This is a genomic window from Anaerocolumna sp., assembly GCF_032079385.1.
GTDB lineage: Bacteria > Bacillota > Clostridia > Lachnospirales > Lachnospiraceae > Anaerocolumna.
Map to the genome: position 1 here is coordinate 83,837 of NZ_DAMAUC010000011.1, position 13,446 is coordinate 97,282.

The 13,446-nt window shown below is 35.0% G+C and carries 15 protein-coding genes; all 15 read right to left on the reverse strand.

Going from position 1 to position 13,446, the window contains the following annotated elements:
• Positions 1-62 precede the first annotated feature (62 nt).
• Complete coding sequence (locus RT261_RS10665; RefSeq protein WP_313132405.1) at positions 63-254, reverse strand: flagellar FlbD family protein; 192 nt, start codon at positions 252-254, stop codon at positions 63-65.
• 227 nt (positions 255-481) lie between these two features.
• Entirely contained in the window at positions 482-1,912 is a 1,431-nt protein-coding gene (locus RT261_RS10670) for a flagellar hook protein FlgE (protein WP_313132406.1), read from the reverse strand.
• Between the two features lie 144 nt (positions 1,913-2,056).
• Positions 2,057-2,455 carry a TIGR02530 family flagellar biosynthesis protein gene (locus RT261_RS10675; RefSeq protein WP_313132407.1) on the reverse strand — a complete coding sequence of 133 codons (399 nt, stop codon included), beginning with the start codon at positions 2,453-2,455 and terminating at the stop codon, positions 2,057-2,059.
• Positions 2,456-2,503: 48 nt separating this feature from the next.
• Positions 2,504-3,301 (reverse strand): flagellar hook capping FlgD N-terminal domain-containing protein, encoded by a 798-nt coding sequence (locus RT261_RS10680; RefSeq protein ID WP_313132408.1) that lies wholly within the window; start codon positions 3,299-3,301, stop codon positions 2,504-2,506.
• Positions 3,302-3,331: 30 nt separating this feature from the next.
• Positions 3,332-4,828, reverse strand: a complete 1,497-nt coding sequence (locus tag RT261_RS10685; protein WP_313132409.1) for a flagellar hook-length control protein FliK — start codon at positions 4,826-4,828, stop codon at positions 3,332-3,334.
• Positions 4,829-4,910: 82 nt separating this feature from the next.
• On the reverse strand, positions 4,911-5,684 hold the full coding sequence (locus RT261_RS10690; protein ID WP_313132411.1) for a MotE family protein: 774 nt from the start codon (positions 5,682-5,684) through the stop codon (positions 4,911-4,913).
• On the reverse strand, positions 5,677-6,144 hold the full coding sequence (gene fliJ, locus RT261_RS10695) for a flagellar export protein FliJ (RefSeq protein ID WP_313132412.1): 468 nt from the start codon (positions 6,142-6,144) through the stop codon (positions 5,677-5,679). The genes RT261_RS10690 and fliJ overlap by 8 nt, the downstream gene beginning before the upstream one ends.
• 87 nt (positions 6,145-6,231) lie before the next feature.
• Positions 6,232-7,539 (reverse strand): flagellar protein export ATPase FliI, encoded by a 1,308-nt coding sequence (gene fliI / locus RT261_RS10700; RefSeq protein WP_313132521.1) that lies wholly within the window; start codon positions 7,537-7,539, stop codon positions 6,232-6,234.
• Positions 7,540-7,641: 102 nt separating this feature from the next.
• Positions 7,642-8,454, reverse strand: a complete 813-nt coding sequence (locus RT261_RS10705; protein WP_313132413.1) for a FliH/SctL family protein — start codon at positions 8,452-8,454, stop codon at positions 7,642-7,644.
• Positions 8,447-9,457 carry a flagellar motor switch protein FliG gene (gene fliG, locus RT261_RS10710; protein ID WP_313132414.1) on the reverse strand — a complete coding sequence of 337 codons (1,011 nt, stop codon included), beginning with the start codon at positions 9,455-9,457 and terminating at the stop codon, positions 8,447-8,449. Before fliG ends, RT261_RS10705 begins: the two co-directional genes overlap by 8 nt.
• Before the next feature lie 18 nt (positions 9,458-9,475).
• Complete coding sequence (locus RT261_RS10715; RefSeq protein WP_313132416.1) at positions 9,476-11,065, reverse strand: hypothetical protein; 1,590 nt, start codon at positions 11,063-11,065, stop codon at positions 9,476-9,478.
• A 24-nt stretch (positions 11,066-11,089) separates the two neighbouring features.
• Positions 11,090-11,401 (reverse strand): flagellar hook-basal body complex protein FliE, encoded by a 312-nt coding sequence (fliE, locus tag RT261_RS10720; RefSeq protein ID WP_313132418.1) that lies wholly within the window; start codon positions 11,399-11,401, stop codon positions 11,090-11,092.
• Between the two features lie 64 nt (positions 11,402-11,465).
• Entirely contained in the window at positions 11,466-11,906 is a 441-nt protein-coding gene (gene flgC, locus RT261_RS10725; protein ID WP_313132419.1) for a flagellar basal body rod protein FlgC, read from the reverse strand.
• 10 nt (positions 11,907-11,916) lie between these two features.
• Positions 11,917-12,306 (reverse strand): flagellar basal body rod protein FlgB, encoded by a 390-nt coding sequence (flgB, locus tag RT261_RS10730; RefSeq protein WP_313132421.1) that lies wholly within the window; start codon positions 12,304-12,306, stop codon positions 11,917-11,919.
• A gap of 303 nt (positions 12,307-12,609) precedes the next feature.
• Positions 12,610-13,380 carry a GTP-sensing pleiotropic transcriptional regulator CodY gene (gene codY / locus RT261_RS10735; RefSeq protein WP_313132422.1) on the reverse strand — a complete coding sequence of 257 codons (771 nt, stop codon included), beginning with the start codon at positions 13,378-13,380 and terminating at the stop codon, positions 12,610-12,612.
• Between the last annotated feature and the right edge of the window lie 66 nt (positions 13,381-13,446).

The window sequence follows — 13,446 nt, forward strand, 5'->3', positions numbered from 1 at the left end:
TTTTTTATAAAAATGAATTATTCTTTTCTCTTTTGATTTATATAAAATATTATATAATAATATTAATTTTCTTGTCGATACAACTCCTTCTTATATTTTTTAGCCAACTCAATTACTTCTTCCCTACTCTCCTTTATTATTAATTTTTTACCGGTAGTTAGAGTAATTACAGTATCCGGAGTCTCCTCAATCACTTCAATCAAATCATCGTTAATTGTAATATTCACATTATTCATCTTCGTAACATTAATCATATTTATCTCCCATCCGCGTTTTAGTATTTACATTATGTGCTTTTTACGCATTAAAATATGTTGCAGTTATTATTGAGACATAAAAACATACTCAATTTTTTATTCCGGTGGCAGTTTTCCTGCCACCGATTATCATTTCTTAACCAACCTAATTAAACTATATTCTTTTACCTATCATTTCTAAAGAATTTCTTCTATATTAAAATAATATTAATTTATAAATTTACTTATCGTTTTAAGTTAACTAACTCTTCCAATAAACTATCTGAAGTTGTTATAATTCTTGAATTTGCCTGGAAGCCTCTTTGGGTTGTAATCATATCCGTAAATTGCTGTGATAAATCTACGTTTGACATTTCAAGTACACCAGTTGTAAATTTACCGCCATCAAGACTTACATCATGACCAATTCCATCAAATGAACCTGAGTTAAGAGTTTGTGCAAACATATTATCACCAACTGCTTCAAGACCTGCTGGATTAGCAAAGGATGCAACTGCAATTTGTCCTAATAAACGGCTGTCACCATTGTCATACTTACCGTAGATTTTACCGGAAGTATCAATGCTGATACCATTCATATTACCTACTTTTTTACCAGCGCCTAGGCCATTTAAATCACCTTTTGCAGATTCCAGAGATGAGGAATTACTTGCAGAAAACATAGTGATAGTTGAAAAGTCTATAGAAACCTCTTTAAATGGATCTGGTGATGTACCCACTTTTAATCCTACTGAAGTCTTTCCTGCCGTAGCGGCAACGCTTTTAAACTTTCCGGTTACTCCATCCATTTCCAACGTAGTGGAAGCCCCAGTTATTGTAACTTTACCGGTTTTATCATCAACAGCCACAGTACCTGCTGAACCAAAATTAACTGTAGGAAGTGGACTTTTTAACACATATTTATTATTCGTAGCATCAAAATCAACGAATATGGACTTACCTTCCGAATCTGTAACATCTGTTAATGCTACAGTATAATTATCGGTATTAGTTGCCGAGCTTTGTTTAATGTTGTAACTCGCCTTATAAGTATGTCCTAAACTATCATAAAACTCAACGGTTACATTTTTCCCTGAACCGGTGCTTGCTACCTGTGGATCTTTATTATCAATATTACCGAATATATGTGCTGCTGTAGTTGCTTCCGGCTCTGAATACAGATTTTCAGGAGATCTTAGGTTAAGTTCTGAAACAGTCCCTGATAAGATTCTTTTCTCATCTTTTGGATCTACCTGCCATCCCATAACTTTTGCTCCAGAAGGAGTACATAAGGTTCCTGCACCATCTATATCAAAAGCACCTGCTTTTGTAAAATAATTAGTACCACCGCTGTTTACAATAAAGAATGAATCTCCCGAAATCATAATATCAAAAGGATCATCTGTTCTTTGAGCACCACCATGCTGTGTAATAGAGGCTTTAATAGAAGCTACTGTTGAACCAAGACCAATCTGCATAGCATTCTGGCCAGCAGCTCCAGTTTCAGCATTGGGACCTGTTGCGCTTTGTGTTGTTTGATAAAATATATCAGAAAAGTTTACTGTACTTGATTTAAAACCAATTGTATTTACGTTTGCAATATTATTACCTATAACATCCATCTTTGTCTGGTGAACTCTAAGTCCGGATACACCAGAGTATAATGATCTCATCATAATTGTATTTCCTCCAATTTACGTATTCTTAAGTACTTTTTTGGAACTATTTTTCTATGTATAATTGGGATATTTGCCGTTCTGCTATTGTATTATTTATCCTATCTGGCGTTCAAGGATAATATGCTTCCATTCGGTCCGGCATTAAGCAATCACAGCACCATCTATATTAGTAAATATTTTTTCATCACTGTCATTTACTGCTGTTATTACAGTATTGTTTTTAATATTCACTATAAATGCAATATCGTCAATCATTACTAATGATTCTTGAATTCCCTTCTCCCCGGCTTTCTTTGCACCAGTTTCCAATCTATTTAATTGAGCCTGTGATAAATCAATATTTCTGCTAGCCAGTCTTTCATTGGCATGCTTAGAAAACTTCAAAGACTCCTGTTTCGCAAGAGATTGTTGTTCTAACAGCATTTCATGGAAAGATGCTCTGCCTGTCTGGGGTTGTTTTACTGCAGCACTTCCAGTTTTTAAGAATTGCCCGGTCATCTGCTCTATGGAAGAGAAATTTGTTTTGGAAATTTGATTCATGCTATCCTCTTTTCCTGGGCTTTAGTGCCTTCAATATGCATACGCAGTTTAAGTCTCCTCTGGTTCTTTCGGTTCATCTGGATCTTTGGGCTCATCTGGATCTTTAGGTTCATCTGGATCGCTTGGAGTTCCTTTTACATTAATAGTGATTTTATCTGCAACTGTTGTATAAAGAGGGTCATTGAATACTATTGTTGCATTATAGACACCAGGTTCAAACTCAGCCAATCCCTCTTTACTAATAGTAATCTTGTTGCCTTCTACTTTAATATATTTTTCTTCTATTACCTTTCCTTTGATTACGATTGCCACATCATCAGCGACATAATCACCTTTACCCATATTTACCTGGAAGGTAACATCTTCTGGGAGATCTCTGTCAAACTCCAGATCAATCTTTTGCAGAATGTTAGGTATATCTTGTAGAATAAGAAAATAACTGTCAATTACCTGATATAAATCATCCATGGCATAATTATTTCCATTAATGGATAATTGTACTTTACCCTTAGTAATATTAACATAATCTACTTTACCCTGCTTATATATTATCTCACCAGATGAATTGGTGGTTTTTACTACTACATCCTTGCCCACAAGGCTAAAGGCCTGTGCGTTGGTTGAAGTCTGTCCAAGGTTTTGTAATTGCTCTAATTGTGAAAAAGTTGCTAATTGTGCCACAAACTCCGTATCGGTATTAGGGTTTAATGGATCCTGATACTTCATCTGTGTAACCAGTAATTTTAAAAACGCATCTTTTCCAAGAGCTGAGGTTCCTGTATTATCCGTGGTGTCTTTTCTTTGCTCAACCACGCCGCTACTAACCGATTTTATTAATTCACTCATAGTTTCCTCCTTTCTCATTATCGTTTTCCATTATGTGGTGTAATCGATTATACTTCCGTTTTGCCCTAAAACTTCTGAAACAATACCGTTTAGTTCTGATACACTTTCCGTATTACCCAATATTTCTTCATCACTTCTAAAATGATTTCTGTCTCGTGAACCACTTTGTTGTTCCTCACCTTTAGCAGCCTGATTACTTTCATCAAATGTAAAGTTGGAAACAGCAACTTCAATTGATTCCACTTTTAATCCCTGATTATTTAAGTTTTCAAGCAATACATGCATCTGGCTTTCAATGGCTTCTCTTGCCATTTCAGTTTGTGCCGTAAATTGCGCTGTTAAACTTCCGTCTTTGGATGCAATGGTCAGTGCTACTTTACCCAAATGTTCCGGGTTCAACTGTAATTCCATAGAAGTAACATCTGGTTTTATGCTTACCTTTAACTGCTCCAGAATTTGATTGGCAACGTCATGTATGGTACTCGTGCCAGTTACCTGTTCCCCATCAACATATTCTTCGCCTATAGCAGCAGCCAAATTGTTAATAAAGGAATTCATATCATTTAGCGGTTCAAACTTTAATTCGCTGTCTTTGGAATTACCTTCTAATCCAACGGAATCATCTTGTATTTCACTTTCATCTAAAAGATTCGAATTAGTGGAACTTAACTCTCCGTCTTTACTATTACTTAAACTTTGTGTGCCAGAAGATAGAGAATTCATAACCTCTTCAGGTTTACCACTTTCTAATCCGGCAGTAGAATTTTCTTTTTTCTCCACTACTACTTCAAAAGCATCCCTATGCATACCAGAAATTGCTTCTTTCGATTCTTGACTTCGGTTAGTATTCTCAGTTGCTAAATTATCCGCATCGATTGCCTTTTGTATATCCCCTTGCTGTATCAAACCTTCCATAGAATCCGTATCCAAAATCTCCGGTTGTAATTCTCTTAATAATTCTTCATTTGATTCCAAAAACTTATTAACCTCTAATAATAAATTTTCCATTGAATTTGCTAAAGTCTCGTTGGTTAAAACTTCAGTAATGTCTTCTGCTCCATTTACTGTTAATAATAATTGTTTTAAATTCTCAAGGTTTAATAAATCCACCGCAGTTAGTCCAAGAACCCCCATAGCTTCTGCATATTCCTCATCTGTCAGCTTTAGAGCTTTTTTCACAGTATTTTCTAATTCTTTTAAAGCTTTAGCAGCTTCGGTTTCTGCAGTAGAATCATTAATCAATTTCGGCGTTTTTGCTGTTTCGGTTTTTACTGTATTTTGATTCCTTGTTTTATCCAGCTCTCCATTAGCTTTTTGTGTATTGGCAGATTCTTTTGAATACCCAATATAGTCTGGCAGATTCTTTTTCTGTTGTTTCTGAGATACCATACTTTTAGCTATGTCATTGGATTTTAAGTTATCATTAATAATACTATCAAATGCAGAATTTTCAGTACTTTTCTTACCGCTAACAGACTTTAAACTATTGGTTCTAACAGACACTGACTGAACGCCCTGTGCTACCATCCTTTGTTCCCTCCTTTCTCTTAGTATTTTAAAACTTTTGTATATACTTAAATGGAGCCACGTGAATGGTTACCATATTAAGTCATTCATTTACCTGCCCTAAATCAAACATTTTCTTTGTTATCTTAGCAGCAGCTGTAGAATCCATCTCTGCTAAAATGGCAGAACTTTCAGAAGGGCTCATGCTAAGAAGCATTTGCGCTACCAAGTCAATATCTGCAGTCATAGTCTCCAGTATTTGTGCAGCAGCTTTTGGTTTCATCTTTTTGTATATATCTGCTTTTTCCTGAATGGACTTAGATATCTGTCCTTGTTCTACTACTTGTCTGTATATTTCTTCCGCATGTGTTGGATTAATGCTTTCATAATACTTCTTATATTCTTCAATACTGGGAGCATTTTCACCAAATACTACTTCTGTATCAAAGGCTTTCTGTCTTTCTTCGAATGCCAGCTGGTTTTCTTCAAAAACTTTCAGTCTCGAAATCTCTGCCTCTAATTCCTTAATCTTACCTGTACTATCTGTATCATTATCTGATAAATTTTCTAGTTCTAATTCCAGTTCTTTGATACGTTCTATAGCATCTTTTAATGATTTATATGGATAGTCATTCTCGTAAGCTAATTGTTCATCGGATACATCCGGTAATACCTTATTAATAATAGGAACATCTTTAATCAAAGGACGGAGTATAGAACTTCCGAATCCTCCAACATCTAATTTTATTAATAAAGCAAAAATAGCTAACCAAACGAAAACAATAAGTAATATAAGGAGTATTGCAAAAACTTTTCCTTTTACCGTACCTTTTTTATTAGTTGTATCGATACGATCTTTCTTATTTTTTTTAGCCATTACCTTCCTCCTGGTCATCGGTAGGATTATTATATTTAAAGCTGACCAATTCATCTATTTCTTTCCGTTGTTCAGCCTCATATTCCAGCATGAAAGCTTCAAATGCTTTTTCTTTCAGGTTTTCATGTGTTTTTCTCTCAACCATTGCATTGTTTAAACGAACTCTGGCTGCTTCCAGCTGCTGTTCCGCTTTCTTTACTTCTATCTGCTGAAGTTTGATATAATACTTCATAATTTCAATGTTGTTCTCACACTGTTTAATATCTAATAGTTTTAATTTTGAATGCATCAGACTAGTTAATTCGTCTTCATAATACTGCCTTTTGTTCATTAACTCCTCTAATTTTTTCTGTTCATTTATTAGTTTCGCGTGAGCATTTCCATAAGCAGTTTTTGCTTGTTCTTCCATTTTGTATTTAATTTGCAAAATGCTTTCCATTTTATAAACAAATTTGGTCATCTATACAGCCATACTCCTTTTAAAGTCTGGAGAATTTGTGTGTAGTACAAATCTCCGGTAGAAGGGATATACTCTCTCTACCTACACCTATTCAGCAAATATGTTTTCCAATTGCTCAACAACCTGATTAAAATCTAACTTTTCGTCTACTCGCTGCCGTAAAAAATCATTTACTGCTTCTATTTTGGAAATGGCATAATCTATGCTCTTATTGGAACCATTTTTATATGCACCGATGTTAATTAAATCTTCTGCTTCATTGTAAGTAGCTAATACCATCTTAAGCTTTCCCGAAACCTCCTTGTGTTCTTTTGTAACAATGGAGGACATAACACGGGAGATACTTTGTAATACATCAATGGCAGGATAATGATTCTTATTAGCCATCTTACGTGTCAGCATAATATGTCCATCTAGAATACCTCTTGCTGTATCGGTAATCGGCTCATTAAAGTCATCACCATCCACAAGAACGGTATATAATCCTGTAATAGAACCAGTCTCTGCATATCCTGCCCGTTCTAAAAGTTTTGGCATCTCTGAATATACACTGGGAGGATAGCCTCTTGTTACCGGCGGTTCTCCAGAAGCCAAGCCAATCTCTCTTTGGGCCATGGAAAAACGGGTAAGAGAATCCATCATTAATAAGACGTCTTTTCCCTTATCTCTGAAATATTCTGCAATTGCTGTGGCTGTCTGGGCTGCTTTTTTACGTATCAGGGCAGGTTTATCCGAAGTAGCAACTACTACAACAGACCGTTTCATACCCTCTTCCCCTAAATCTCGTTCAATAAATTCCCGAACTTCCCTGCCACGTTCACCAATAAGAGCGATAACATTAATATCTGCTTTGGTATTCCTTGCAAACATACCTAATAATGTACTTTTTCCTACACCACTGCCGGCAAAGATACCAATTCTTTGTCCTTTGCCCACAGTAATCATTCCATCAACCGCTTTTACTCCTAAAGGCAGAACCTGATCGATTAATTTACGTTTCATAGGATCGGGAGGAGCGGCCAAGACCGAATAATACTCCTGAAAATCCAATTCACACTCATCAATAGGATTACCTAAACCATCTAAAGTCTTCCCCAGCAGTTCCTCTCCAACCGGCACCTTAAGTGGTGCCATAGTTGATTCCACTGTGCTTCCAATACCGATACCTTCTACGTTTCCGTAGGGCATCAATAGAATTCTATCTTCTCTAAAGCCTACTACTTCTGCCATGACCGTCTGAGTTCTGTCACCCGAAACGATATAGCATAGGTCATTTAAGTTAGCATTGGGTCCTATGGATTCAACGGTTAAACCTACTACTTTAACAACTTTTCCAAGTGCTTTTTCATAATTTTTATCAAGTAATTTTCTATACTTTTCAAAATCAACAGTCATCATTATATGTACCAAACTTTCTCAGATTATTTCCACGGCTATCTATTCAATCACTTTGCTGTCTGTTTAGCCGCCAGGATTATCTTTAAGTCATTCTATATTTTAGCAATGGGAAAGAATCTTCAAATCTTCTATTAAGCTGTTAAGCTCCACGTCTAAGCTGCATTGAATCACTCGATTGTCCGTTTCTATGAAACATTGATTTTTAGATAATTCATTATCCATAATAATTTCTATAACAGCATCTTCCCCGACGCAATCATATATCTCTTCTTTTTTAGATAATACCAAATCGTAATCATCCTTTGAAGTTTTAACAGAATAATTCTTACTCCTGTCTCCGTGGATTAATGCATTGTGTATCAGATGTAAGATAATTTCTTCCTTATCTTCTACTATAATTCCTGTGATTTTCTCAATATAACCGCACATGAGTTTTACAAATTCGGGCTCTAAGGTTTCTATTTGTTTTTGGTAATCCTCTTTTTGCTTCTGAATTAAGATATCCAATTCTTTTTTTGAATCTTCTACTGCTGCTTTACCTTTTTCAAACCCTTCCTTGTAACCCTTTTGACAAGCTTCCTCATATAAAGAATCCCGCATTTTTTTTGCTTCTTCTTCAGCCGCGGCTATAATATCAGCCGCTTCCTGCCTTGCCCCTGCTATAATATCTTCTCTCTGCTGGTTAGCAAACTTCTCTTCTTCCTCTGTAATTCTTGTTTCAACTACAGTGGCTTTTATTCCTTCTTTAAAAAAACTATCTTCTGTTGCCGCTAATTCATCCTGTACTTCATATTCATCCGGTTCTGCTGTAAATCGATTTAAAAAGATTTTCTCACATAATTGATTGGTATCGATTACTTTCTTTTCATTTTGATGAATATAAACAAACTGGGATTTTATAATATTAGACAATTATCTCGTCACCTCCACCTCTGGAAATAATTATTTCAGCGGAGTCCTCTAATTTTCTAATAACGTTAACAATCTTCTGCTGTGCTTCTTCAACATCTTTCAAACGTACAGGTCCCATGAATTCCATATCTTCTCTTATCATAGTACCAAGACGTTTTGACAAGTTATTAAAGATAACCTGTTGAACTTCTTCGGAAGAACCTTTAAGAGCAACAGCCAATTCATTATTATCAATTTCTCTAAGAACTCTTTGAATGGATTTATCATCCAGTGAAAGAATATCTTCGAATACAAACATTTTTCTTCTAATTTCATCAGCCAATTCAGGATCTTCAATTTCAAGAGTTTCCATGATATGTTTTTCTGTTCCTCTATCTACTGTATTAAGGATTGCAACAATAGCATCTACACCGCCAACAATTGTGTAATCTTGATTTACTAAAGAAGATAGCTTGCGTTCTAATACCCTTTCAACTTCTTTAATTACATCCGGTGATGTACGATCCATCTGTGCAATACGTCTTGCAACATCAGCCTGCTTATCTGGTGGCAGGGAGGAAATAATAGCAGACGCTTGTGCAGATGATAAATAGGACAAAATAAGTGCAATTGTCTGAGGATGTTCATCCTGTATAAAGTTTAACATCTGAGAAGCATCCGCCTTACGAACGAATTCAAAAGGTCTAACCTGTAAGGAGGCAGTTAACTTGCCAATTACATTTCTCGCCTTTTCCTCTCCAAGTGCTTTTTCCAATAATTCTTTTGCGTAAGCAATACCACCCTCTGTAATATACTGTTGCGCTAAACATATTTCATAAAATTCATTTAATATTTGTTCCTTAGTAGCTGGAGAAACACTTCTTGTATTTGCAATTTCTAGTGTCAACTGCTCGATTTCGTCTTCTTTTAAATGCTTAAATATTCTGGCCGATTTTTCAGGACCAAGAGCAATTAATAGCACTGCAGCTTTTTGTACTCCTGATAATTCACTTGCCTTAGCCATATGCTATCCTCCTTCAGATTAATTCCATTCGTCGGTGAGCCAGTTTCTTAATAGCTGTGCAACCGCTTCCGGATTCTCATCAACAAATTTCTCAATCATCTTCTTGGTCTCTGATTTTTCAGAGAATTCAATATCATCTAAGGTTTGATTTTCTCTGGTAGTTGCTAAAAGCTGTTCTACAGATAATTCAGGCTCTAATTCTATTACTTCCACTGGGGAAGTACCCTTAAATACTACAAATAATAATAATGCTATAATTAAAACTGCAAGAATGATTTGTACATATAAAGGCCAGTTGTTTGAAGATTGTGTTGGGATAAATACCGGCTGTTCATAAGCTAAGATTTGAATTTTATCTCGTGCTATACCTGTTGCTAATGAGATTAATGTATATACCTCTTCATCCACATCTAACTGTTTTCTTTCGTTATTTGCAAGAACATATTCTTCAAAGGTGGTATCCTTTAACAATCCTTGCAATTTCAAATCCTCTTCTTTGTAAGTTACGACTTTTGTGCATACAATACTGCCGGAAGATTCTTCCGGAATAACTGCTCCTACTTCATATGTTGTATTAGTAACTCTTTCACTTGGCAGATATTCAATCTGTAAAGTAGAAACACTGGAACCATTGGCACCATCTTCTATAGCGTATGAAGGTTCATCATTGGAATCGGTTCCCGGGATACCGCCATCATAACCAGCAGTGTTTTCTGCCTCATAGGAATAATAATTCTTATATAAGCCTTGCTCCTGACCTTCTGCAGGTATTTGTTCCGTAAATAATTCCTCTACCCGATCCATATTAAGTGACCAGTTAAACATAGGCTGGACATCGTCATATCCTAATTTCATCATTAATATGTAGATATTGTTATTGTATGTATTCTGAAGCTTTTCTCTATACTCTAAAACGGAATTTGCACTACCGGAATACAAATCCTCTTTACCACCAAATAGCAAATTACCATTTTGATCAATTACTTTTATTTTATCCGTAGCTTCATTACCGATAGCTGCTGCAACATATTCTGCTACAGTCTCGGCTGTTCCGATTTCAAAATCTTCCGTTATGGTTAAAGCAACACTTGCGGGATAATCTTGTTTCTCTTTCAGAACACTATAACTATTATCTTCAGGAACATAAGTTACTTGTGCATCTTTTATTCCCTTCATGGTGACTAAATATTTTCTAATCTCAGATTGTAAATATAGATGATTTTTAAGGTTTCTATCCTTATTTGTTGTACTAAGATCATTTTTCATAAGTGTTTCTATTGTAAAGCCGGTTGATGGCACATCACTTCCTGCTATTAGCAGAAGTGCATCCGCATGTTTCTTTTCGTCAACTGAAATTGTCACGTTGTCCTCTCCCAGTTTGTAATCAATGCCATCTCCTTTTAATATTTCCGCAACTTTACTGGCATCTTTTGGTGTATCACAAACAAGCAATGTTTTAAAATGCGTCCTGCTTAAGAGAACATACAAAATTATCAATGCCAAAAAGACAGCAGCAATTACACTTATGATTATTGTCTTCTGTTTACTTGAATACTTATTCCATTGTTCTTTTAATTGAATCGGTATCTTCTTTAATCTATCTGTCATCACACTGCTCCCCTAGTCATCAAGTTAAAATTGTAGATTCATAATCTCTTTATAAGCTTCCAAGACTTTATTTCTTACAGCAACTGTATATTGCAAAGAAATATTCGCTTTTTCTTGAGCAGCCTGAAGATCATGAGTACTATCGGTTAATCCTAATGCGTAGGAAATTTCTGCTTGTTCTGCAGCATTTGTTAAATTGTTGGTATCTTTAACCATCGAAAGTGCAGATTGAAATAATTTATCAAAGGTTTCATTTCGATTCGTTTTTGATAAACTATTATTTTCTTTATATAAGTTATTAAGACCAGATAAACTATTTAAAGATGATATGTCCATTTTTTCCTCTTTCCTGCATATCTCCCAGTGTATACGCATTAATCTTTAGTTTGATAATTTTTTATCACTTACCAATCTCTAAACCTTTCAAAGCCATGCTCTTAGTTGCGTTAAATGCAGTAACATTAGCTTCGTATGCTCTGCTTGCATCGATTAAATTTGTCATTTCTGTTACTGTATTTACATTTGGATAAGTTACATAGCCTTCTTCATTGGCATCCGGATGTGAAGGATCATAAACCATTTTCATGGGAGTATTACTATCTTGGATGATCTGCGTTACTTTCACTCCGCTTCCGTTTCTTGCACCTGTAGCACTATTTAAAAATCCGGCAAAAGGTGCCGGTGTTTTTTCAGAAAACACAACAGTCTGACGTCTATAAGGATGTCCGTTCTCATCTCTGGTAGTGTTCACGTTAGCAATATTCTGGGATATAATATCCATACGTAATCTTTGCGCACTCATACCGCTGGCACTAATATTCATTCCATTCATGTAAGACATAATTTACCTCCTAATTACCACCAAGTACAGTTTTTATTCTGCTAAATTCTTTTGTCATAGAATCTAAAAGGGTATAATATCTGATCTGATTTTCTGTAAGAGATGCATTCTCTGTATCAATATCAACATTATTACCATCTAAGCGGTAAGACAAATTGGCATGATCAGTATAAACAGTAGCATCTAAAGACTTCAGATTGGCATTTGCCACTTTTTGATCTAAAGAACCTTTTCCCGACATTTCTCGCATTAAATATGTCTGAAATTGAATATCTTTTCTTTTATAATTTGGTGTACTGACATTGGCGAGGTTATTCGTTATTAGTTTGTTTCTAATCCAGCTTGCATCAGCTGCTTTATCCAGTATATTAACATAGTTGAATGCGTTTGATTGTATCATTTTTACCCCTCTCCTTTCATTTAAGCATATTATAAATACAATCCGACAAAAAGACAAGGAATATTTTAAAAAATAGGCTAATAATACCATATCTTGTAGTAAAAAATCGAAAAAAAGAAGTTTATGAGTTATACCCCCATAAACCCCTTTCATATCTGTATCATAACCTTTTATAGTATTGTTTTTATTAATTTCATGTAAATTTTCATACATTAACTCTTTTACACACCATATCCCATTGCATGCCGCGTCTGCTTGCAGATGGAGCACTAGTGAAAATCTTATGCATTCCAATAATTCACACTACTTCTTTAATTTCTTTAATTCCTCAAAAACTACGTCATTGAGCACTTTTATATAAGTACCCTTCATACCGGATGATCTGGACTCAATAACACCGGCACTTTCAAACTTTCTTAAAGCATTAACAATTACTGATCTTGTAATTCCTACTCTGTCAGCAATTTTACTTGCAACTAAAATTCCTTCATTACCGTCTAATTCTTCAAATATATGTGTAATAGCCTCAAGTTCAGAAAAGGATAAGGTGCTGATAGCTGATTTCACAATCTGAACCTTTCGGTTTTCTTCCGCACTTTCTTCATTTACAGAGCGCATCATCTCAAGTCCCACAACTGTAGTTCCATATTCACTTAAAATAATATCATCAATATCATACTGACTGTTAATTTTATAAAGGAATAATGTACCCAATCTTTCCCCAGCAATATCTATGGGTGTAATAATTGCCTGGTAATCATTCACATTGTCGAATTCAAATCCCAAGGTTAATAAATTAACGTTTTCTTTCGTTGAAAGTACATTTAATAGTCTTTCATTGAGCAAGGTATCAATATAACCGCCAACAGTGTCTTTTATTAATTCTTTGATTTCTGTAATATCATCACGATTCTTAATTCCTAACACTTTACCTTTTTTACTGATTACAAGAATATTGGATTCTAAAATTTCTCCTAACACTTCACAGATATCATTAAACACTACTTTTTGTGAATCATTGTTGTGTAAAAGTTTATTAATTTTTCTTGTCTTATCTAGCAACTGTACGCTCATGTAACGTCCTCCTAGTACTCCCCACCTAATAAGAATACTTAATTAATTCAATAGATCATAGCAGAG

Excerpts from the sequence above, each read along its gene's own strand:
- fliJ (WP_313132412.1), bottom strand. The coding sequence starts at position 6,144 with ATGACCAAATTTGTTTATAAAATGGAAAGCATTTTGCAAATTAAATAC.
- RT261_RS10675 (WP_313132407.1), bottom strand. The coding sequence starts at position 2,455 with ATGAATCAAATTTCCAAAACAAATTTCTCTTCCATAGAGCAGATGACC.
- RT261_RS10670 (WP_313132406.1), bottom strand. The coding sequence starts at position 1,912 with ATGATGAGATCATTATACTCTGGTGTATCCGGACTTAGAGTTCACCAG.
- flgB (WP_313132421.1), bottom strand. The coding sequence starts at position 12,306 with ATGATACAATCAAACGCATTCAACTATGTTAATATACTGGATAAAGCA.
- fliI (WP_313132521.1), bottom strand. The coding sequence starts at position 7,539 with ATGACTGTTGATTTTGAAAAGTATAGAAAATTACTTGATAAAAATTAT.
- codY (WP_313132422.1), bottom strand. The coding sequence starts at position 13,380 with ATGAGCGTACAGTTGCTAGATAAGACAAGAAAAATTAATAAACTTTTA.
- RT261_RS10685 (WP_313132409.1), bottom strand. The coding sequence starts at position 4,828 with ATGGTAGCACAGGGCGTTCAGTCAGTGTCTGTTAGAACCAATAGTTTA.
- RT261_RS10715 (WP_313132416.1), bottom strand. The coding sequence starts at position 11,065 with ATGACAGATAGATTAAAGAAGATACCGATTCAATTAAAAGAACAATGG.
- RT261_RS10665 (WP_313132405.1), bottom strand. The coding sequence starts at position 254 with ATGATTAATGTTACGAAGATGAATAATGTGAATATTACAATTAACGAT.
- RT261_RS10690 (WP_313132411.1), bottom strand. The coding sequence starts at position 5,684 with ATGGCTAAAAAAAATAAGAAAGATCGTATCGATACAACTAATAAAAAA.
- flgC (WP_313132419.1), bottom strand. The coding sequence starts at position 11,906 with ATGTCTTACATGAATGGAATGAATATTAGTGCCAGCGGTATGAGTGCG.
- fliG (WP_313132414.1), bottom strand. The coding sequence starts at position 9,457 with ATGGCTAAGGCAAGTGAATTATCAGGAGTACAAAAAGCTGCAGTGCTA.
- RT261_RS10680 (WP_313132408.1), bottom strand. The coding sequence starts at position 3,301 with ATGAGTGAATTAATAAAATCGGTTAGTAGCGGCGTGGTTGAGCAAAGA.
- fliE (WP_313132418.1), bottom strand. The coding sequence starts at position 11,401 with ATGGACATATCATCTTTAAATAGTTTATCTGGTCTTAATAACTTATAT.